The 19,718-nt window shown below is 54.3% G+C and carries 20 protein-coding genes and 2 tRNA genes; 8 read left to right on the top strand and 14 right to left on the bottom strand.

Features of this window, described 5'->3' with window-relative positions; all coding sequences use genetic code 11:
- The first annotated feature begins 14 nt into the window (after positions 1-14).
- A complete protein-coding gene (locus tag AC2T6E_RS03745) occupies positions 15-650 on the top strand; it encodes a carbonic anhydrase (protein WP_010430283.1) in 636 nt (211 codons plus the stop codon).
- Positions 651-678: 28 nt separating this feature from the next.
- Here the strand turns inward: AC2T6E_RS03745 and AC2T6E_RS03740 are convergent, their stop codons facing one another.
- The 4 genes from AC2T6E_RS03740 to mdtK form a co-directional block, all read right to left on the bottom strand.
- Positions 679-2,274, bottom strand: a complete 1,596-nt coding sequence (locus tag AC2T6E_RS03740) for an FAD-NAD(P)-binding protein (protein WP_120158819.1) — start codon at positions 2,272-2,274, stop codon at positions 679-681.
- A gap of 119 nt (positions 2,275-2,393) precedes the next feature.
- Positions 2,394-2,470: transfer RNA gene (locus AC2T6E_RS03735), tRNA-Val, on the bottom strand.
- 4 nt (positions 2,471-2,474) lie between these two features.
- A tRNA-Val gene (locus AC2T6E_RS03730) sits at positions 2,475-2,551 on the bottom strand.
- A gap of 153 nt (positions 2,552-2,704) precedes the next feature.
- Positions 2,705-4,078 (bottom strand): MdtK family multidrug efflux MATE transporter, encoded by a 1,374-nt coding sequence (mdtK, locus tag AC2T6E_RS03725; RefSeq protein WP_108416850.1) that lies wholly within the window; start codon positions 4,076-4,078, stop codon positions 2,705-2,707.
- A gap of 225 nt (positions 4,079-4,303) precedes the next feature.
- On the opposite strand from mdtK, the gene AC2T6E_RS03720 reads away from it, so the two are divergent.
- Positions 4,304-4,945 (top strand): riboflavin synthase, encoded by a 642-nt coding sequence (locus AC2T6E_RS03720; protein WP_010430291.1) that lies wholly within the window; start codon positions 4,304-4,306, stop codon positions 4,943-4,945.
- Between the two features lie 31 nt (positions 4,946-4,976).
- Here AC2T6E_RS03720 and cfa read toward each other — a convergent pair whose 3' ends face one another.
- Together cfa and punC are read right to left on the bottom strand one after the other, a co-directional pair.
- Positions 4,977-6,125: a cyclopropane fatty acyl phospholipid synthase gene (cfa, locus tag AC2T6E_RS03715; RefSeq protein WP_148399465.1), complete on the bottom strand. Its 1,149-nt coding sequence runs from the start codon at positions 6,123-6,125 to the stop codon at positions 4,977-4,979.
- Positions 6,126-6,424: 299 nt separating this feature from the next.
- On the bottom strand, positions 6,425-7,624 hold the full coding sequence (punC, locus tag AC2T6E_RS03710) for a purine nucleoside transporter PunC (RefSeq protein WP_316382586.1): 1,200 nt from the start codon (positions 7,622-7,624) through the stop codon (positions 6,425-6,427).
- Between the two features lie 114 nt (positions 7,625-7,738).
- On the opposite strand from punC, the gene punR reads away from it, so the two are divergent.
- Positions 7,739-8,650 (top strand): DNA-binding transcriptional activator PunR, encoded by a 912-nt coding sequence (gene punR, locus AC2T6E_RS03705; RefSeq protein WP_126543835.1) that lies wholly within the window; start codon positions 7,739-7,741, stop codon positions 8,648-8,650.
- Between the two features lie 16 nt (positions 8,651-8,666).
- Here the strand turns inward: punR and purR are convergent, their stop codons facing one another.
- The gene (gene purR / locus AC2T6E_RS03700) at positions 8,667-9,692 is read right to left on the bottom strand and encodes an HTH-type transcriptional repressor PurR (RefSeq protein WP_010430302.1); all 1,026 of its coding nucleotides are present in this window, start codon (positions 9,690-9,692) and stop codon (positions 8,667-8,669) included.
- A 297-nt stretch (positions 9,693-9,989) separates the two neighbouring features.
- On the opposite strand from purR, the gene cydH reads away from it, so the two are divergent.
- Entirely contained in the window at positions 9,990-10,079 is a 90-nt protein-coding gene (gene cydH / locus AC2T6E_RS03695) for a cytochrome bd-I oxidase subunit CydH (RefSeq protein ID WP_042717882.1), read from the top strand.
- Positions 10,080-10,244: 165 nt separating this feature from the next.
- The gene (locus AC2T6E_RS03690; RefSeq protein ID WP_010430305.1) at positions 10,245-11,411 is read left to right on the top strand and encodes an MFS transporter; all 1,167 of its coding nucleotides are present in this window, start codon (positions 10,245-10,247) and stop codon (positions 11,409-11,411) included.
- A 37-nt stretch (positions 11,412-11,448) separates the two neighbouring features.
- On the opposite strand, the gene sodB is transcribed toward AC2T6E_RS03690, so the two are convergent.
- A complete protein-coding gene (sodB, locus tag AC2T6E_RS03685) occupies positions 11,449-12,030 on the bottom strand; it encodes a superoxide dismutase [Fe] (RefSeq protein ID WP_089599797.1) in 582 nt (193 codons plus the stop codon).
- 123 nt (positions 12,031-12,153) lie between these two features.
- On the bottom strand, positions 12,154-12,927 hold the full coding sequence (locus AC2T6E_RS03680) for a C40 family peptidase (protein WP_120158815.1): 774 nt from the start codon (positions 12,925-12,927) through the stop codon (positions 12,154-12,156).
- A 338-nt stretch (positions 12,928-13,265) separates the two neighbouring features.
- Here AC2T6E_RS03680 and grxD point away from each other — a divergent pair, with 338 nt between their 5' ends.
- Positions 13,266-13,613, top strand: a complete 348-nt coding sequence (grxD, locus tag AC2T6E_RS03675; RefSeq protein WP_010430312.1) for a monothiol glutaredoxin 4 — start codon at positions 13,266-13,268, stop codon at positions 13,611-13,613.
- A 77-nt stretch (positions 13,614-13,690) separates the two neighbouring features.
- On the opposite strand, the gene rnt is transcribed toward grxD, so the two are convergent.
- The 5 genes from rnt to eptA all read right to left on the bottom strand — a co-directional run bounded on the left by rnt (position 13,691) and on the right by eptA (position 18,371).
- The gene (gene rnt, locus AC2T6E_RS03670) at positions 13,691-14,350 is read right to left on the bottom strand and encodes a ribonuclease T (RefSeq protein ID WP_486690603.1); all 660 of its coding nucleotides are present in this window, start codon (positions 14,348-14,350) and stop codon (positions 13,691-13,693) included.
- Positions 14,351-14,446: 96 nt separating this feature from the next.
- On the bottom strand, positions 14,447-14,854 hold the full coding sequence (gene gloA / locus AC2T6E_RS03665) for a lactoylglutathione lyase (RefSeq protein WP_214604949.1): 408 nt from the start codon (positions 14,852-14,854) through the stop codon (positions 14,447-14,449).
- Between the two features lie 99 nt (positions 14,855-14,953).
- Positions 14,954-16,051 (bottom strand): alkene reductase, encoded by a 1,098-nt coding sequence (nemA, locus tag AC2T6E_RS03660; RefSeq protein WP_010430318.1) that lies wholly within the window; start codon positions 16,049-16,051, stop codon positions 14,954-14,956.
- A gap of 53 nt (positions 16,052-16,104) precedes the next feature.
- Entirely contained in the window at positions 16,105-16,704 is a 600-nt protein-coding gene (locus AC2T6E_RS03655) for a TetR/AcrR family transcriptional regulator (RefSeq protein ID WP_120158813.1), read from the bottom strand.
- Positions 16,705-16,730: 26 nt separating this feature from the next.
- Complete coding sequence (gene eptA, locus AC2T6E_RS03650; RefSeq protein WP_120158900.1) at positions 16,731-18,371, bottom strand: phosphoethanolamine transferase EptA; 1,641 nt, start codon at positions 18,369-18,371, stop codon at positions 16,731-16,733.
- A gap of 148 nt (positions 18,372-18,519) precedes the next feature.
- Here eptA and AC2T6E_RS03645 point away from each other — a divergent pair, with 148 nt between their 5' ends.
- A complete protein-coding gene (locus tag AC2T6E_RS03645; protein ID WP_010430327.1) occupies positions 18,520-18,759 on the top strand; it encodes a DUF1289 domain-containing protein in 240 nt (79 codons plus the stop codon).
- 48 nt (positions 18,760-18,807) lie between these two features.
- Positions 18,808-19,704, top strand: coding sequence for an aldo/keto reductase (locus AC2T6E_RS03640; RefSeq protein ID WP_486690600.1), 897 nt, complete (start codon positions 18,808-18,810; stop codon positions 19,702-19,704).
- Positions 19,705-19,718 lie beyond the last annotated feature (14 nt).

The following is a 19,718-nucleotide window of genomic DNA, read 5'->3' as shown; positions in this document are numbered from 1 at the left end:
AAAGAGAAATTGCTATGCAACATATCATTGAAGGTTTTCTCAGCTTTCAAAAAGAGATTTTCCCGCAACGTAAAGAGCTCTTCCGCAGTTTAGCGTCCAGCCAGAATCCCAAAGCGCTGTTCATCTCCTGCTCCGACAGCCGACTGGTGCCAGAACTGGTCACGCAACAAGAGCCAGGACAACTCTTTGTCATTCGTAATGCTGGCAATATTGTGCCGCCGTTCGGGCCAGAGCCGGGCGGCGTCTCAGCCACTATCGAATACGCGGTTGTGGCGCTGGGCGTGACCGACATCGTGATCTGTGGCCACTCAAACTGCGGTGCGATGAAAGCGATTGCCGACAATGCGAACCTCGAGCCGATGCCTGCGGTCTCCCACTGGCTGCGCTACTCTGATGCGGCGAAAGCCGTGGTGGAGAAGAAATCCTGGGACCAGCCAATCGATAAAGTGAATGCGATGGTGCAGGAGAACGTGTTTGCGCAGCTGAGCAACATTAAGACCCACCCGTCCGTCGCGGTGGGCCTGCGTAATAATTCCATCCGACTGCACGGCTGGGTGTACGACATTGAAAGCGGCGACATTCGCGCGCTGGATAAAGCGACGAAAACCTTTATCTCTCTGTCTGAAAACCCGGAGGTTTTCTTCGAGTAATCAGACCGTTCAGGGCAGGGAGGCCCTGTCAGTTTTCCATAAAAGGTAACTTTTTGCGCGTAACCGACGCAGGTTTATTTGCCGCTTTTGCCATTGCTTCCCCAATCTCTGCGCACTCTGCCAGCCCCTGTACAAAGGGGCGGTCGTGCATCAGCCACGGTATCGCACCAAAGGCAATACGTCCGCGAAGCGTATCGGGCGCCAGCAGCGTGTAATCTTCACCAACATCGGGTATATCGTCGCCTGTCGTTTGTAGCAGTTTACGCAAGGACGGGAAGGGTAAATCTTTTGTCTTGAGGGGTTTCTGCCCGCGCGCATCAATAAAGACGTCGAAGCGGTAGCGGTGCTCTTTGGTGGTAATGACCGTTTGAGCACTACCGATATCCAGAGTGTAATCCTCACCCAATGCCACTACGCTTATGATCCCCGCCTCGCGCAGGGCAAGCAGCCTGCGAATAGACTGAGGGGGGATGGCGGCATAGTTATCAATAAACACGCGCTCCAGCCCGGCTTTGAACCGCGCTCTGTCCTTTTCGTTCAGGGCGGGTACGATTTCTGCAACGATCTCGTGCAGGCGAAGTACGGTATAGCGCCAGGCCACGGTGCGCCGTTCACGTTTGTTTCGCTCGACCTCTTTGAGATTCTCTTCCGCCCAGGTAAAGGGACCGTGCTGTTTACGCTCTTCAAACCACGCCTCGCGAAGGCTGTCTGCGTCCTGTTGCCACAGCGATATGGCCTCGCACCACGCCGGGTCGGCAAGTTCAAGCTCTTTAACCATCAGGGCGAAGATGCGGTCCAGCAAGCCGTCTGCTCCTTTGGCAATCTCGGTTTGAACCACGAATTCAGTCAGTACCGACAGCGGCTCGTAAGGGATCGGGCAGTAAAAATCGGCCTCTGGTAAAATGCCGGTCCGGGACATCAGGACAATTTTTAGCGCCTCGCTTCCTTTATCCAGAATGAACGCGTCGTCCACAAACTGACCATGCTGCATCACCACCGCCATGGCCGCGTCCAGACCGCTCAAAGACGTTCCCATAATGCCAACCTTACAGGGGCGGATTTCGGCGTCCATGAGTCCTGACCACGGGCTTGGGAAGAACGTGCGCGTGGCTTCATCTTCGTCTGGCCAGACGTGACCGGTGGCGATAACCGCAAGGTCATACCGATCGGCGAACGCATCACCGTTAACTGAAAGCGTGATGGCGTTTGAGTTGACCTCGATATCTGTGACTTCCGAGGATTCGTGGATCTCGACCTTGAATCCTAATTTTTTAGCCTCTTTTACAACCGTGAGAAAGCTGTCGCGGAAATACTCACCCAGCAGGAGCCGGGGCAGGAACTGCCGGTCATGCAAACGGGCTTTATCAACCTTAAAGCGCGCCAGATGGGCTTCGCTCTGGCCCTTAAGCCAGTCGAGATAGGTCATAAAAATGGGCGGGATTTCAATGCTTGCAATGTTCGCCAGCATCAGACGAGAGTTTTCGTCGTCGTTATAGGGCATACCCACGCCAGCTTCATCAGCTTGTTCAAAGACGGAGATCGAAAGCGGCTGCGTATTTTTAAGAAGTGCGTAAAAGGTGTAAATCCCTGTTGGGCCGGAGCCAATAATCGCGATTTTCTTCATCGGCGTTCTTCCTGCTTTTTTTGTCATGAGAAAAGCGTAGCAGGAGAATAATTAAGAAATCAGGAGATTGGGATAATTCAGAACATAAAGAGAGGATTTGCACCATTTCAGGACTGAAATGGTGCGTCCGAGTGGACTCGAACCACCGACCCCCACCATGTCAAGGTGGTGCTCTAACCAACTGAGCTACGGACGCAGAATGGTGCGTTCAATTGGACTCGAACCAACGACCCCCACCATGTCAAGGTGGTGCTCTAACCAACTGAGCTATGAACGCAACGTGTTGTCGGTGACAACGGGGACGAATATTAGCGGCACAGCATCGTTGAGGCAAGAGGGAAAACGCATTTTTCTCTCTGAATTCACGCGATTGCTTCATTACCGCGCAAAGTGAAGAGAAAGTAGCCGCCAGCTGGCGGCTACTGCCTGTTTAACGTGCGGCGCGTTGCAAAATGACCATGGAAGGCTGGCGTTGCAGAAAACGCATACGCAGCATCATCATGATGGCCGCAGAGGTCAGACCGATGATAAAGCCCATCCAGAACCCTGCCGGACCCATGCGATCCACCACCAGGTCGGTAAGCGCCAGGATGTAGCCTGTCGGCAGTCCCAGCACCCAATAGGCGATGAAGGTGATAAAGAAGATCGAACGCGTGTCTTTATATCCGCGCAGCACGCCGCTGCCAATCACCTGGATGGAGTCAGAGATCTGGTAAATTGCGGCCAGCAGCATCAGGTGCGACGCCAGCGTGACGACTTCCGGGTTGTCGTTGTAGAGCAGCGCAATCTGCTCGCGTAATGCAACGGTAAAGAGCGCCGTACAGACGGCCATGCAGACGCCGACGCCCAGCCCGGTCCGGGCGGCCGTTTGCGCATCCAGCGTTGATCCCTGGCCTAGACGGAAGCCTACGCGAATCGTCACCGCCGCGGCCAGCGACATCGGCAGGACGAACATCAGGGAACTGAAGTTCAGCGCAATCTGGTGGCCCGCGACATCAATAATGCCCAGCGGGGAGACCAGCAGGGCGACCACGGCAAACAGGGTCACTTCGAAGAACAGCGCCAGCGCGATAGGCAGCCCTAACTGCACCAGGCGCGTCATGATGTTCCAGTCCGGCGTGCTAAATCTTTTCTCGTTGCGAATATCGCGCATGGAACGGGCGCGTTTTACAAAGGTGATCATTGAGAAGAACATCACCCAGTATACGGCTGCCGTCGCCACGCCGCACCCGACGCCGCCCAGCTCCGGCATGCCGAAGTGGCCGTAAATAAAGATGTAGTTCACCGGGATATTGACCAGCAGACCGATAAAGCCCATCACCATACCGGGCTTGGTTTTTGCCAGACCTTCACACTGGTTACGCGCCACCTGGAAAAAGAGGTAGCCAGGCGCGCCCCAGAGCAGGGCGCGCAGATAGCCCACGGCTTTATCCGCCAGCGCCGGGTCAATGTTGTCCATTGCGCGAATGATGTGCCCGGCGTTCCAGAGCACCACCATAATCAGCACGGAGACAAACCCTGCCAGCCAAAAACCCTGACGAACCTGGTGGGCAATGCGCTCGCGGCGGCCCGAGCCGTTCAGCTGTGCAATAACTGGCGTGAGCGCGAGCAGTAAACCGTGACCAAACAGGATGGCCGGTAGCCAGATAGAAGTGCCGATTGCCACGGCAGCCATATCGGTGGCGCTGTAACCACCTGCCATTACCGTATCCACAAATCCCATTGCGGTTTGGGCCACTTGCGCGATGATCACTGGTATAGCCAGTGCCAATAACTGGCGCGCTTCATTCATGTACTTCTGCACGTGAACACCTTTATTTTGTAGTTATTTGAGAGACTAAAAAAGCCGCCGAAACGGGCAGCAAGAAGAAAATGCAGGGGGGTGCCAGCTATTGTAGCGGGCTTTAACTATTTATCTAGTGAAAAAATCGCCAGAAAATGCGCTCCACTGGCAACCTGTTTTTCCAACTGTTATTGTGATGGGATTAAACGGTGTCACCACCGTCCGGAAAAAACAGGAGTTGTAAGCATGTTTACTGGTATTGTGCAGGGCACCGCCAAAGTGGTGTCCATTGATGAAAAACCCAATTTCCGCACTCACGTGGTTGAGCTGCCGGAATATATGCTCGACGGCATAGAGACCGGCGCCTCGATTGCACATAACGGCTGCTGCCTGACGGTGACCGAAATTAACGGTAACCAGATTAGCTTCGATTTAATGAAAGAGACGCTGCGTATCACCAACCTGGGTGAACTGGTGGTGGGGGATACCGTCAACGTTGAGCGCGCGGCGAAGTTCAGCGACGAGATCGGCGGCCATCTGATGTCGGGCCACATCATGACCACCGCCGAGGTCGCAAAAATTGTGACCTCGGAAAATAACCGTCAAATCTGGTTTAAAGTTCAGGATCCCGCATTAATGAAATACATCCTGTACAAAGGATTTATTGGTATTGATGGGATTAGTCTGACGGTCGGAGAAGTGACGCCGACGCGCTTTTGCGTGCATTTAATTCCCGAAACGCTGCAGCGCACAACGCTGGGCGCAAAAAAACTGGGGCATCGCGTGAATATCGAAATCGATCCGCAAACCCAGGCGGTTGTGGATACCGTTGAACGCGTCCTGGCGGCGAAAGAGGCGGCGATAATAAAAGCCGTTGAGGAAGAATAAAAAATAACCCCGGATATCCGGGGTTATTTTTTTAGCGGGCGACACGTAATCCGTGTTCAATGCCGCGACTGAAAACAACCTGCCAGAGCTGAATATCCCGCGCACGGAACGCACCCGCACAGGCATTCAGATAATAGCTAAACATGCGTTTGAACCGTTCGGAATAGTTGTCTGCAATCTCAGGCCAGGCTTCCTGAAAACGGGAGTGCCATGCCATCAATGTGGTGTCGTAATCCGCGCCGAAGTTATGCCAGTCTTCCACAATGAAGTGGGGCTCGCTGGCGTTAGCAATCTGCCGCACGGACGGTAAACAGCCATTCGGAAAGATGTATTTATTGATCCACGGGTCGACGTTATTGTCGGTGCGCTTAGAACCAATGGTATGGAGCAGGAAAATACCGTCAGGCTTCAGGTTTCGGTCAGCAACGTCAAAATAGGTTCTGTAGTTTTTCGGACCCACGTGCTCGAACATGCCAACGGAAACGATGCGGTCGAACTGTTCGTTTAGGTCGCGGTAGTCCTGAAGCCGAATATCGACATCCAGCTCCTGGCAGCGTGCCTGCGCCATTTTTTGTTGCTCAGCTGAAATCGTCACGCCCACAACGCTGGCACCGTAATGCTTCGCCATAAAATACGCCAGACCGCCCCAGCCGCAGCCGATATCCAGCACGCGCATACCCGGTTTTAACTGCAGTTTCTCGCAGATTAGACGCAGTTTATCTTGCTGCGCCTCTTCAAGCGTTGTGGCCTTTTTCCAGTAGCCGCAGGAATATTGCATTAAGGGATCAAGCATACGGCTGAACAGGTCATTACCGAGATCGTAGTGCTCTTTACCGACGATCCATGCCCGCTTTTTACTTTGCAGATTGAACAGTCGAGCGGAGGCGATACGCAGCGTATCTTTGAAGTGGCGAGGGAGCTGATTTTCAAGACCGGCGCGCAATACGCTGGAGAAAAACATGTCCAGACGTTCACACTCCCACCAGCCGTCCATATAGCTTTCGCCCAGGCCTAACGATCCCTCCTGCAAGACGCGTTTAAAAAAATCGGGATGTTTGACCTGCGGATCGGCGGGGGAAGACCCATTAATCGTGATGCCCGCACGTCCCAACAGTTCACTGACGATCCGGGACCAGTTATCGTCCGGAACGCTGACTTCTTCTATACACGATGAACTCATAGCTTCTCCATCACCTTGCTGTGATCAGAACCTTAAAACAGCGTAGACGCTTTTTTGGGTTTGTGAGAAATCTCACGGTAAATGCCCGCGAGGCTAATATCCGACGTAGAACAGAGGAAGGGAGATAACCCTTGCCGAAAAGCCTTCCATGGTAAAACGGGAGCACTCCGGCTCCCGTTAACACTTAATATTTATCGTATTTAATCGAACCAAATTTAGTATAGGCCTCAAAATTTGGTGATTCAATAGAAAATTCTTAGCAACCTAATCACTATGTCTTAACATAATTTCTGGCGCGATTATGCGTGCGACGTTTCCACCTTCTGACGCGCATTCTGCTCGCGCTGAGCGGAAGACTGCATACGGTAGCCAAGGGCAGCCAGCGCAACGGTCACCAGCATCACGCTGGTGGTGGTCAGGAGCGGCGTGACAATCAACGCAGAGACCACCAGACTCGCCAGGAAGCACAGACCCAGCTGTAACGTGTTCTGCAGCGCGGCGGCGCGTCCCGTCGCCTGTGGGAACGGACGTAACGCCTGCGCCACCACGATGGGGTAAATAGCACCGTTAGCGACTGCCATGACGCAGAAAGGAATCAAAATTTCGGTCAGGCCCGTACCCGGAATAAACCCGACGGCCCATGTGCCGAAAACGCTTAACGCGAACAGTACCAGTAGCCAGGGCAGCATCTGCTGGCCTTCCCACTTCTGCAGCGCTGCACGACAGCCGTAGCCGCCGACCAGGAAAGCAATGGTCTGCGGAACATAACTCAGGCCGATTGCCGCCGGGCTGTATCCCATATCGTGCAGAATGAACGGCGAGCCAGTCAGCCACGCGAAGAAACTGGCGGAACAGGCCGCGTAAATCAGGACGTTGCCGCGATAGGCTTTTGAACGCAGCAGCGAGGCAAAGGTCATCGGCTTCGCGTCAGGATGCGTCTCTTTTTTATGCGCAGGCTTGAGGAAAAACGCAGGCAGCATTAATACCAGCGTGATGGCAAAGAGCGTGGCGAAGATCGCCTGCCAGTCGAAATGGGCCAGGATCCAGCTTCCGAGCAACGGTGCGAGGGCAGGCGAGAGACCGACCAGCGGCATAATGGTGGCGAAAATTCGGTTAGTGCGTGATGCCGGGTAATAATCCGTCACCAGCGCCTGCCAGGTGACCGCTGCAGCACAGACGCCAACGGCCTGAATGAATCGCAGTACCAGCAGCCAAGTGGCGTCGCGTACCCACAGCATGCCCAGGCAGCCCACGGCAAAAATAGCCAGACCCAGCAGCAGCACCGGTTTACGACCAAAGCGGTCGGAGAGCGGTCCCCAGAGCAGTTGTGCGAAGGCAAAACCGGCGAGGAACAGGCTCAGGCTGGCGCTGATAGCGGCTGCGGGGGTTTGCAGATCTTCCTGCATCGCGGCAAAGGCGGGCAGATACATGTCGGTCGCTAAAAAGCCCAGCACGCTTAAGCCGCCGAGCCAGACTAAAAATCCTTTCCTGGGTTGCATTGTTTTATTCTCCTGAGGAGGCAGGTGTACGTTGGCGCAGAGTGTAGGGAGTGCAAAGCGGCTTGTGAAACGCTAATATTTGCTGAGTGCATTCAAATTTTTTGCAGGCAGAGCATGTGGTCAGATTATTCTCTTGAAGTGGTGGATGCTGTTGCCCGTAACGGCAGTTTCACCGGTGCCGCGCAGGAGTTACACCGCGTACCCTCGGCGATCAGTTACACCGTGCGTCAGCTGGAAGAGTGGCTGGCGGTTCCGCTGTTCGAGCGGCGTCATCGCGACGTGGAATTAACGCCTGCAGGGGCGTGGTTTTTGAAGGAAGGGCGTTCTGTCATCAAAAAAATGCAGATCACCCGCGAGCAGTGTCAGCAGATCGCTAACGGCTGGCGAGGCCATCTCTCCATCGCGGTGGATAATATCGTTAAGCCGGAACGGACCCGGCAAATGATCGTGGATTTCTATCGTCACTTTTCTGATGTCGAACTGCGGGTCTCCCAGGAGGTGTTCAACGGCGTCTGGGATGCGCTGGCGGATGGCAGGGTGGAGATGGCGATTGGTGCAACGCAGGCGATCCCCGTTGGGGGACGCTATGCATTTCGCGATATGGGGATGCTGAGCTGGACCTGCGTTGTCGCCAGCGATCATCCGCTGGCGGCAATGGAAGGCCCTCTCAGCGATGACACGCTGCGCAACTGGCCGTCGCTGGTGCTGGAAGATACCTCGCGCTCGCTGCCCAAGCGCATCACCTGGCTCCTGGACAACCAGCGCCGCGTGGTGGCCCCTGACTGGGAATCGTCGGCAACCTGTCTTTCTGCGGGGCTGTGCGTGGCGATGGTGCCCGTTCACTTCGCGCGTCCGCGCATCGATACCGGAGAGTGGACAGCGCTGACGCTGGAAAATCCGTTCCCGGATGCGGCCTGCTGTCTGACCTGGCAGCAAAACGACGTATCGCCTGCGATGGCCTGGCTTCTGGATTATCTGGGAGACAGTGAAACGTTGAATCGGGAGTGGCTACGGGAGCCAGCATAACTGGCTCCGTAAGCGATTAACGGCGATAGTCGCGGAACGGACCGTCCGCCACGGAGCGGCGCTCGATGAGGCGTGGGTGAACTTCAATCGACTGGGATTCTTCACGCTTGTTGACGATCCTGTCCATCAGCATGTTGAAAGCCGTTTCGCCCAGCGAGTCTTTTGGCTGGTGAATGGTGGTCAGCGCCGGGGTGAAGAAGCGCGCGTTACGCACGTTGTCATACCCGATCACGGAAATATCCTGCGGCACCCGCAGGCCCAGCTCGTCGGCGGCGCAGAGTGCGCCCATCGCCATAATATCGCCGCCACAGAAAACAGCCGTCGGGCGATGCGGTTGGGAGACAATCTGCTGCATTGCGCGGTAACCGGATTCCGGCTCAAAGTCGCCCTGGACAATCCAGTTTTCCGGCACGGTGATGAGCGCCTCTTCCATTGCCTTCATAAACCCGGCCAGACGGCCCGCACCGGTGTTGCGCTCCAGCGGACCCGGGATCACGCCAATCTCACGGTGACCGCGTTCGATCAGATAACGACCGGCCATATAGCCGCCTTCAAAGGCATTATCGATAACGGAATCGGTGAAGTCCGCGCGCGCTTCGCCCCAGTCCATCACCACCATCGGGATGTGGCGGTACTCTTCCAGCATGGACAGTACGGACTCTGGGTACTCGGAACACATTACCAGCAGGCCATCGACGCGCTTTTGCGCCATCATCGACAGGTAGGCGCGCTGCTTCTCAATGCTGTTCCACGCGTTGCCCAGAATCAGCGTATAGCCTTTCTGGAAGCAGTTTTTCTCAACGGCTTCGATGATTTCGGCAAAATAGGCCGCTTCACTGCTGGTCGCCAGCAAGCCAATCGACTTGGTGTGATTCACCTTCAGGCTGCGCGCAACCGCACTTGGGGAGTAATGTAACTCCTTGATCGCCGCCCAGACGGCGTTGCGCGTCTCTTCCGCGACGAAGCGGGTTTTGTTAATTACATGTGATACGGTTGTAGTGGAAACGTTTGCGCGTTTTGCTACGTCTTTTATTGTTGCCATTCAATGTCACTCCAGACCATATCCTAACCTCCTGAAAAACTTGAAGGTAAACGTTTGCCTTCTCTCACCCTTATTACGCAATCTTGAGTTGCGACACGCCGGGAAAACGACACAGGACGTCAGGAGGGGGTCAATGGCCGGTACGCTAATAAATTTAGCGTGGAATTTTGTCCTATCTTGATGAAAAGGGGAAGAGCTAAAGTGGATATCAGTTTAAATCCAGGAAGATTTTTGACGTAAACTGTGTAAAAATGAGCAAGCTCACTTTTCGTGGGGTGATTAAAAGGAGAAAAATTGATGAGTTCCGATCTGAAGTTTTCGCTGGTGACCACCTTTATCGTGCTGGCATTGATTGTTGCCGGTGGTTTGACGGCTGCGCTGCACTGATTTACGCGGGGGGAGAGTCCTCTCCCTCCTCATTTTCTTCCTATTGTTACCTCTCCGGCAAAAATCTTTTGCCAAAATGTTAACTTCTCAAATTTTGTGATTGATGTCATGCTTTTGACTTCTTAGTTCTGTGTCGCGTGATGACACGGCATCCGGAGTTGACTCATGAAAATCAATTTTCCTCTGCTGGCCCTGGCGATTGGCGCCTTTGGGATCGGCACCACTGAATTTTCCCCGATGGGGTTACTGCCTGTTATCGCACGCGGTGTAGACGTCTCTATTCCTGCGGCCGGGATGTTAATCAGCGCCTATGCCATCGGCGTGATGGTCGGGGCCCCGCTGATGACGCTGCTGCTGTCGCACCGCGCGCGTCGCAATGCGCTGATATTTTTGATGGCGATCTTTACGCTGGGCAACGTGCTCTCCGCGATTGCGCCGGATTACACCACTCTGATGCTGTCGCGTATTCTGACCAGCCTGAATCATGGCGCATTTTTCGGTCTGGGCTCGGTTGTTGCGGCAAGCGTGGTTCCGAAGCACAAGCAGGCCAGCGCGGTGGCGACCATGTTTATGGGGCTGACGATCGCCAACATAGGCGGTGTGCCTGCGGCCACCTGGCTGGGTGAAGTCATTGGCTGGCGAATGTCTTTCCTGGCGACAGCAGGGCTGGGCGTGGTGGCGATGGTGGCGCTGTTCTTCTCCTTACCGAAGGGGAGCGCCGGGGAACGTCCTGACGTGCGCAAAGAGCTGTCGGTGCTGATGCGTCCTCAGGTGCTTTCCGCGCTGCTGACCACGGTGCTGGGGGCAGGTGCGATGTTTACCCTCTACACCTATATTTCACCGGTGCTGCACGATATTACCCACGCGACGCCGATCTTTATTACCGCGATGCTGGTGCTGATAGGCGTGGGCTTCTCTATCGGTAACTATCTGGGCGGAAAACTGGCCGATCGCTCCGTGAGCGGTACGCTGAAAGGCTTTTTAACCCTGCTGATTGTCATCATGATTGCGATCCCGTGGCTGGCACGCAACGAATGGGGTGCGGCGATCGCAATGGTCGTGTGGGGTGCTGCCACCTTTGCCGTGGTACCACCGCTTCAGATGCGGGTGATGCGTGTCGCCCATGAAGCGCCAGGTCTCTCTTCTTCCGTGAATATCGGTGCGTTTAACTTGGGTAATGCGCTGGGGGCTGCAGCGGGCGGGGCGGTGATTTCCGGTGGGCTGGGATACAGTTTTGTGCCGGTGATGGGCGCAATTATTGCCGCACTCGGCCTGCTGTTAGTGCTGATGTCCGGTCGTAAACAGCCAGAAGCTGCCTGCGCGGCGGAATAAACAAAAACGCAGAAGGGCGAACCCTTCTGCGTGTCTCTTACGCGGCGAAGTTCTTCGCCACAAAGTCCCAGTTAGCCAGTGCCCAGAAGTGCTCCAGATAGTTAGGACGCGCGTTACGGTAATCAATGTAGTAAGCGTGTTCCCATACGTCCACGGTCATCAGCGGTTTAGCGCTGGTAGTCAGCGGGGTGCCCGCATTAGAGGTGGAAACGATAGCCAGCTTGCCATCCGCTTCTTTGACCAGCCACGTCCAGCCGGAACCGAAGTTTTTGATGGCCGCATCGGTAAACTTCGCTTTGAAGTCCGCGAAGCTGCCAAAAGCGGCGTTAATGGCGCTCGCCAGTTCACCGTCAGGTTCACCACCGGCATTTGGCGCCAGGCAGTGCCAGTAGAAGGTGTGGTTCCACACCTGAGCCGCGTTGTTAAACACGCCACCCTCTGAGCTACGGACGATCTCTTCCAGCGTTTTGCCTTCGAAATCGGTACCTTTAATGAGGTTGTTCAGATTGGTGACATAGGTTTGATGATGTTTGCCGTAATGGTACTCCAGCGTTTCCGCAGAAATGTGTGGTGCCAGGGCGTCTTTTGCATACGGTAGTGCAGGTAATTCGAACGACATTGCTTCTCTCCTTATTTTATTTGTACGTTGTCAATAACCCTACAGACAACAGGGAAAGGATAGCAAATTGAAAGAGTATGCAAAAGAGGAACTTACCCTGCCACGCGTGCGGCAGGGCAGGGGTTAGCGAATGGTTTTTGGCGTCATCACACGGCGCGCGCCAACGTAATGACGCACCCAGTAGTCTTCACTGAGTGAGGTAATCTGGATGTCCTGGCCGCTACGCGGTGACTGAATGAATTTTCCGTTGCCGACATAGACCCCGACATGGTCAGCCGTGCCGCGACCCTGGGTACGGAAGAACACCAGGTCACCGTTCTCCAGCTCACCACGATTGACCGGTGCGGCGTCGCGCAGGTGGTACATTTCATTAGCGGTACGCGGAATACGGAACTTCACCAGGTCTTTATAAGCGTAATAGACCAGGCCACTGCAATCGAAACCCGTTCGCGGAGAAGTGCCACCCCAGTGATACGGTTTACCTATTTGCCCCATTAATTTATTCATCGCCGTTTTTTGCGCTTTCTGCATACGAACTTTATGCACTTCGGCTAGTTTCGTAACTTTCGTGCACTTCGCTTTGTGACCTTTACGCGTAGTGCATTTTTCTGTCACGAGGTTGGCGGCCGTTTGCGAGGCTTTACGTCGGCTAGAATGTGCGGTGTGGGTTGGGGATGTTTTCGTCTTGCTGGAGGCGGTCTTTTTGGTCGGTGTGGGTGTTTTTTTCTTTACGGTCTTGCTGGTGGTTTTTTTCTTACGTTCTGTGGACTTAACCAGATGCGATTTTTGTACAGCAGAATGCCGCGCCTGTTCAGAGGCGTTCGCCGCTGGCGTGAAAGTGAGTGATGTAAACAGTAAAGCACAGAGCGTGATCGAGATTTTATTTATCCGCGCCACTGGGCAGTCCCCTGATTAATGCAGGCCATCAATAATACCCGCGTATGATTTACAAAGCCTGTCGATTCTAATCCATAAAAACCCGAGAAGTTAATAGCATTTTTCATTCTAAAATCATGTTTCGTTAGCAAGTGCAAAAAAATTCATCGTTCTGTCGCACTATTGTTCACTCCCTAAGCAAAACCGTACGGCAAACAGGGATAAACGTCATTTGCAATGCATCTTTTAGCGTTAGCCGTTAAAATAGTAAGACGTGACAAAAATGTTATTTTCCGATGTCTGTCTGAACCGCTACAATGTCAGACTAATGCCGTAACAGAAGTTAAAGGAAGCAAGACATGAGCACCACTATTGAAAAAATTCAGCAACAAATCGCTGAAAACCCGATTCTCCTGTACATGAAAGGTTCTCCGAAGCTGCCAAGCTGCGGTTTCTCTGCGCAAGCGGTTCAGGCGTTATCTGCCTGTGGTGAGCGTTTTGCTTACGTTGATATCCTGCAGAACCCGGACATCCGCGCTGAGCTGCCAAAATACGCAAACTGGCCGACTTTCCCACAGCTGTGGGTTGACGGTGAGCTGGTGGGCGGTTGCGACATCCTGATTGAAATGTATCAGCGTGGCGAACTGCAGCAGTTGATCAAAGAGACGGCGGCGAAGTACAAAACGGAAGAACCAGACGCGGAGTAAGTTTCTGCGTTAATAAAAAAGCGACCCGCTTAGTGTGGTCGCTTTTTTTTTGCCGGGTGGCGCTGCGCTTACCCGGCCTACGATTGGCGATAGGCCTCATCATCCATTGGCAGCGGCCAGCCGCCCAGACGTTTCCAGCGGTTAACAATTTCACAGAACAGTTCTGCCGTTCGCTCTGTATCGTAGAGCGCCGAGTGCGCCTGGGTGCCGTCAAACTCAATCCCTGCCGTGATGCAGGCTTTGGACAGCACCGTTTGCCCCAGCGCCAGACCGCTTAGCGCTGCGGTGTCAAAGGTCACAAACGGATGGAACGGGTTGCGTTTCAGCGAGGCGCGCTCTGCGGCGGCCATCGTAAAGCTGTGGTCGAACGTCGCGTTGTGGGCCACCATAATGGCGCGGCTACAGTCATTCTCTTTCATGCCTTTGCGCACCATTTTAAAAATGGCGTGCAGCGCGTCATATTCGCTGACCGCGCCACGTAACGGGTTTTTCGGATCGATACCGTTAAAGGCCAGCGCCTCTGGCTGCAGGTTTGCTCCTTCGAAAGGTTCAACATGGAAATGCAGCGTGGTGTCCGGTGTAAGCCAGCCCTGTTCATCCATCTTCAGCGTGATGGCGGCAATTTCAAGCAGCGCATCGGTTTTAGCGTTAAATCCGGCTGTTTCTACATCAATGACAACGGGATAAAAACCACGAAAACGGTCGCACAGACCGGTAAATTGAGCGTTATCGGACATCAGGGTCTCTTACAAGGGGAAAAAAGCAGTGCGCATTATGGCAAATTTTGAGAGGGGATGCAGTAAAACTACGGGCGCATAGTGCGCCCTGCGGGATCAGTTGCCCAGACCGCGGCCAGCGTCTTTGGCTTCGATCAGTTCGATTTTATAACCGTCGGGATCTTCAACAAACGCAATCACGGTGGTGCCGCCTTTTACCGGGCCCGCTTCACGCGTAACGTTGCCGCCGTTGCTGCGGATGCGCTCGCAGGCTTCCGCTGCGTTGTCCACTTCCAGCGCGATATGACCGTATGCGGTGCCCAGCTCATAGCTTTCCACGCCCCAGTTATAGGTCAGCTCAATGACGGCTTCATCGGTTTCCGGGCCGTAACCCACGAACGCCAGCGAGTATTTGTATTCAGGGTTTTCGCTGGTGCGCAGCAGCGTCATGCCCAGAACGTTAGTGTAGAAATTGATGGAACGTTGCAGGTCGCCAACGCGCAGCATGGTGTGAAGTAGGCGCATAATTTCCTCATTAACCAATAGAATGGAGTATCTTTTTGAACAGAAACGATGTTTTAGTATAGCGGCGAAATGTCGCCGCTATCAATGCACAATGGGGGATTACAGCGAAGGGTAGTCGGTATAGCCTTCCGCGCCGCCGCCGTAGAAGCTTTCAGGGCGCTGTGGGTTCAGCTCCGCTTTCTTCTGCAGACGGGCAACCAGATCCGGGTTCGCAATAAAGTCACGGCCAAACGCGACGGCGTCGATCAGGCCTTTGCCGATCAGATCTTCCGCTTTTTCTGGGGTATAGGCACCCGCACCGATGATCACGCCGTGGAAGCGCTCGCGCACTTTCTGGCGGAATGCTTCTGTGTAAGGCTGGCCGCCTGCCCAGTCCGGCTCGGACATGTGCAGATAAGCAATACCGCGTTTCGCCAGCTCTTCAATCAGATACAGCGCGTCCGCTTCTTCGTTCGGGCCGTTGTCGACGTTCTGGAAAGAACCAATTGGGGAGACGCGAATACCAATACGGTCTGCGCTCCACTCTTTACACACCGCATCCACCACTTCCAGGACCAGACGCGCGCGGTTTTCGACGCTGCCGCCGTACTGGTCCGTGCGGTGGTTAGAAGACGGTGACAGGAACTGGTGCAGCAGGTAACCGTGTGCAGAGTGCAGCTCAACCAGGTCGAAACCGGCTTCACGGGCGTTCGCCACGGCCTGACGGAAATCGTTCACGATGCCAGGGATCTCGTTCAGCTCCAGCGCGCGCGGCATGGAGGTATCGACGCGGATTGCATTGCCGTTTTCATCGCGCAGGGACGTTCGGGTATTTGCGCTCAGGGCAGAAGCAGACACCGGAGCCTGACCGCCAGGCTGGATGCTGCTGTGCGAGATACGGCCGGTGTGCCACAGCTGAACCGCAATGCGGCCATCTTCTGCGTGCACGCCTGCGGTGATTTTCTTCCACGCGGCAATCTGTTCCGGGCTGTGCAGACCGGGCGCACCGGCATAGCCTTTCGCCTGGGCTGAAATCTGCGTGGCTTCTGAGATGATAAGGCCTGAGCTTGCGCGCTGACGGTAATATTCACCCATCAGAGGCGTTGGGATGTCACCCGGCTCGATGCTGCGAAGACGGGTCAGCGGGGCCATAAACACACGGTTTGGCGCGGTAACGGCGCCCACTTTCAGTGGGGTAAATAACTTTTCAGCGGACATAACGACTCCTGAGTAGACCAGTCGACTAGTAATAATGTAAATAAAAACGCCTGCTAAGCGCCAGGCGCACTAATACTGCTTTTTACATGTGCCAGCGCGCTTTCGAGCGGCACGGCACTGCGAGAAATCTTGGCCTGCAGGTTGGCTCCTAACCAGAGGGAGTATAAAACCTGAGCCTGTGTTAGCGGGTCACCGGGGAAGGAGAGCGTGTTTTCATCACGTCCCTTCGCCAGCGCCTGCGCGAGCAGGGCGATAACCCCGCTGGCACCTTTATCCATCGCCGCGCGCATATCTTCGGAGAGATCGCACACTTCTGCAGAGAGTTTTACCGTCAGGCAACCGCTGATGATGCCCTGCTGACAGAACTGCGTCAGCGTTTCCTGATAGTAGTTCAGAACACGATCCCGGTAGTTACCTGCACCGCTGGCGAAGTGGGTGGCAAGGCGCTGATGGTAGCTGGCGTAGTGCCGCTCCAGCATGGCCACGCCGAAGGCTTCTTTGGAGCGGAAGTAGTGATAAAACGACCCCTTCGGCACCTCAGCGGTTTTCAGTAACTCACTCAACCCCATACCGGTAAACCCGCGGTGCATGCAAAGACGCTCGCCGGTTGCCAGTAAATGTTCGCGTGTATCGTGTTCAGTGTGTCTGCTCATGGATGCACTCTAATAGACCGTTCGGTCTAATGCAAGCTTGCTGAGTGACGACATGGCGACAAAATATCCATCTGTTGCTGATAAACCGTTGATTTCACGTCCATCATGCCCAGTACGGTGGCGAACAAATTGTCCTGCGATACCGCATCTTTTGCTGCATGGTCACGCAAACACTGCTCGTTGACGCCATAATTTTTCGCGTAGTCAGGGGAGAGCCAGAACATAAAGGGAATATGCGTTTGCTGCTCTGGCGCCAGCATGTAGGGCGTACCGTGCAGATAAATCCCGCTTTCACCCAGTGATTCACCGTGATCGGAAAGATAAATCAGCGCAGTATTCATGTTGGCCTGACGGGCTTTTAAGGCGTCAATCGTTTTACTGACCACACTGTCGGTATAGAGGATGGTGTTGTCATAGGTGTTCATCAGCGCCTGATGATCGCAGTCCTGAATTTCGTTGGTATCACAGGTTGGCGTAAATTTTCGGAAATTGTCCGGATAGCGTTTGCTATACGCCGGACCGTGACTGCCCATCAGATGTATAACCAATACCGTGTCTTGCTTCAGACCGTCCAGCACATTATCCAGACGATAGAGATTCACATCATCAATACAGGTTTTGTCTTTGCAGAATTGATCCAGTTTCCACTGCGTCATGTCTGTGTGCGGCACACGGTCGCAGGCACCTTTACAGCCGCCGTCATTATCGCGCCACAGCAGATTGACACCTGCATGGTTAAGCACGTCGAGCAGACCTTCCTGGTGACGCGCGAGGTCGGCATCGTATTTTTTTCGGGTCATGCCGGAGAACATACAAGGGACAGAAACGGCGGTTTCGGTACCGCAGGATGAGGCCTGCGGGAAGTTAATGACGTCTTGCTTTTTCAGTTCTGGGTTAGTTTCGCGCCCGTAACCGTTGAGCGAGTAGTTTGCCGCGCGTGAGGCTTCACCGACGACCAGCACCAACACGGTTTTTTTCTGCTGCCCGGCAATCAGTGGGCCTTTATGGGCATCTTCACCGATGCGTACCAGCGTTTGGTCGCCCGCAAACCAGCGCATTTTGCTGTATTTCACGACGGCGCTGACGTAGTTCGCCGGCGTGACCATTTTGACAATGCTTTTATTATTCCGAAACAGCGAGGCGTAATCTTTATAAAAGACGGCAGCCACCAGAATAATGACCAGAAGTGCCCCCAGCATTGCTGCAAAGCGCATCAGGAGGGCATACCACCATTTCCCGGTACGGATCCGCGTCAGTGCGAGTATGACGGAAGGGACAATACCGGCAACGGCAATCCACAGGATCATCTGTGGCGTGAGCAGTGCCGTGGCTTCCTGGGAATTGGTTTCAAACACGTTCACAATCATGTTCTGATCGATAACCGCGCCGTAGGTGTACATAAAGTAGGTCGCGGCAGCACATCCCATGGTCAGGACAATCAGCAGCGGCTTACGAATAAAGGGAATATTAAGCAGGCTAAAGACAATCACCCAGCCGCAGAACAGCACCAGCGGTACGGAAGCGGCGAAGAGGATATCGTGCAGATGTGCAGGGGCGATAATGGCCCAGCTGCGCTGAATAAAAAGTGCATTTAGCGCAGTGAAGAAAAGCGCACAACCCAGAGTGAATTTAATATCGTTACAGTGTAACTTTTTTGCAAACCACATCATAAGCAAACCATTCTTTATAGTGATGCGGCGAGTATAGAGAGGGAAGATTAGTGAAACCTTAATGCCACAAAACGGTGGTAAATCTCTTGCACAGTAGGCGCATAACGTCTTCACTGTAAGTGATGGTCGGTTTGTGGAGGTGAGTGTGGCAGAGCAACTGGAATTTTTCCCCATCCAGAGCCCGTGCCGGGGGATTTGTCAGGTTGATGAACGCGGCTATTGCCGTGGGTGTATGCGTACCCGTGATGAGCGGTTTAACTGGCAAAACTTTAGCGATACGCAAAAGCAGGACGTGCTTCGCCTCTGCCGACAGCGTCTGCTGCGCAAAATTCGCGCAAACAAAGCGGGGGAAACCGAAGAACCCCAGCAACCTTCACTGTTTTAACACGGTAATTGCGTATACTCATGACATCACGTTCTTGAGGAAAATGTTATGGTTCAGCGTATTACCCTTGCCCCGCAGGGCCCGGAATTCTCCCGTTTTGTCATGGGCTACTGGCGTTTGATGGACTGGAATATGTCCCCGCTTCAGCTGGCAAGCTTCATTGAAGAGCATCTCGATTTAGGCATCACCACCGTCGATCATGCCGACATCTATGGCGGCTATCAGTGTGAAGCCGCCTTCGGCGAGGCGCTAAAGCTGGTGCCAGCCCTGCGTCAGCGGATGGAGATCGTCACCAAGTGCGGGATCGCCACCACCGCGAAACCTGAAAACACACTCGGCCATTACATTACCGACAGCGCACACATTATTAAAAGTGCCGAACAATCTCTGGTGAATCTGGCAACTGATCATATCGATCTGCTGCTGATCCATCGTCCGGACCCGTTGATGGATGCCGATGAGGTGGCGGAAGCGTTTCTGAATCTGCACCAGAGTGGCAAAGTCCGACACTTTGGCGTGTCTAACTTCACCCCGGCGCAGTTTGCGCTCCTGCAATCGCGTTTGCCGTTTACCCTGGCCACTAATCAGGTCGAGATCTCTCCAGTACACCAGCCGCTGCTGCTGGATGGTACGCTCGATCAGCTACAGCAGTTGCGCATCCGTCCTATGGCGTGGTCGTGCCTCGGCGGCGGTCGTTTGTTCAATGACGATGAATTCCAGCCCCTGCGTGACGAGCTGGAAGCCGTTGCCCGCGAACTGAATGCCGAAAGCATTGAGCAGGTGGTCTATGCGTGGATCCTGCGTCTGCCGTCTAAACCACTGCCGATTATCGGTTCGGGTAAAATTGAGCGTGTGCGGTCCGCGTTGGCGGCCGAAGAGCTGCAGATGAGCCGTCAGCAGTGGTTCCGCATCCGCAAGGCCGCGCTGGGTTACGACGTGCCATAAACCGCCATAAGGTG

Source organism: Enterobacter sp. B79-1 (assembly GCF_057444735.1).
Note: the sequence above shows the minus strand (reverse complement) of the source record. Positions and strands in the feature narration are given on the sequence as shown.

Excerpts from the sequence above, each read along its gene's own strand:
- punR (WP_126543835.1), top strand. The coding sequence starts at position 7,739 with ATGTGGTCAGATTATTCTCTTGAAGTGGTGGATGCTGTTGCCCGTAAC.
- grxD (WP_010430312.1), top strand. The coding sequence starts at position 13,266 with ATGAGCACCACTATTGAAAAAATTCAGCAACAAATCGCTGAAAACCCG.
- AC2T6E_RS03720 (WP_010430291.1), top strand. The coding sequence starts at position 4,304 with ATGTTTACTGGTATTGTGCAGGGCACCGCCAAAGTGGTGTCCATTGAT.
- AC2T6E_RS03640 (WP_486690600.1), top strand. The coding sequence starts at position 18,808 with ATGGTTCAGCGTATTACCCTTGCCCCGCAGGGCCCGGAATTCTCCCGT.
- cydH (WP_042717882.1), top strand. The coding sequence starts at position 9,990 with ATGAGTTCCGATCTGAAGTTTTCGCTGGTGACCACCTTTATCGTGCTG.
- AC2T6E_RS03745 (WP_010430283.1), top strand. The coding sequence starts at position 15 with ATGCAACATATCATTGAAGGTTTTCTCAGCTTTCAAAAAGAGATTTTC.
- rnt (WP_486690603.1), bottom strand. The coding sequence starts at position 14,350 with ATGTCCGATAACGCTCAATTTACCGGTCTGTGCGACCGTTTTCGTGGT.
- punC (WP_316382586.1), bottom strand. The coding sequence starts at position 7,624 with ATGCAACCCAGGAAAGGATTTTTAGTCTGGCTCGGCGGCTTAAGCGTG.
- eptA (WP_120158900.1), bottom strand. The coding sequence starts at position 18,371 with ATGTGGTTTGCAAAAAAGTTACACTGTAACGATATTAAATTCACTCTG.
- gloA (WP_214604949.1), bottom strand. The coding sequence starts at position 14,854 with ATGCGCCTACTTCACACCATGCTGCGCGTTGGCGACCTGCAACGTTCC.
- AC2T6E_RS03740 (WP_120158819.1), bottom strand. The coding sequence starts at position 2,274 with ATGAAGAAAATCGCGATTATTGGCTCCGGCCCAACAGGGATTTACACC.
- sodB (WP_089599797.1), bottom strand. The coding sequence starts at position 12,030 with ATGTCGTTCGAATTACCTGCACTACCGTATGCAAAAGACGCCCTGGCA.
- AC2T6E_RS03655 (WP_120158813.1), bottom strand. The coding sequence starts at position 16,704 with ATGAGCAGACACACTGAACACGATACACGCGAACATTTACTGGCAACC.
- cfa (WP_148399465.1), bottom strand. The coding sequence starts at position 6,125 with ATGAGTTCATCGTGTATAGAAGAAGTCAGCGTTCCGGACGATAACTGG.
- purR (WP_010430302.1), bottom strand. The coding sequence starts at position 9,692 with ATGGCAACAATAAAAGACGTAGCAAAACGCGCAAACGTTTCCACTACA.
- AC2T6E_RS03690 (WP_010430305.1), top strand. The coding sequence starts at position 10,245 with ATGAAAATCAATTTTCCTCTGCTGGCCCTGGCGATTGGCGCCTTTGGG.
- nemA (WP_010430318.1), bottom strand. The coding sequence starts at position 16,051 with ATGTCCGCTGAAAAGTTATTTACCCCACTGAAAGTGGGCGCCGTTACC.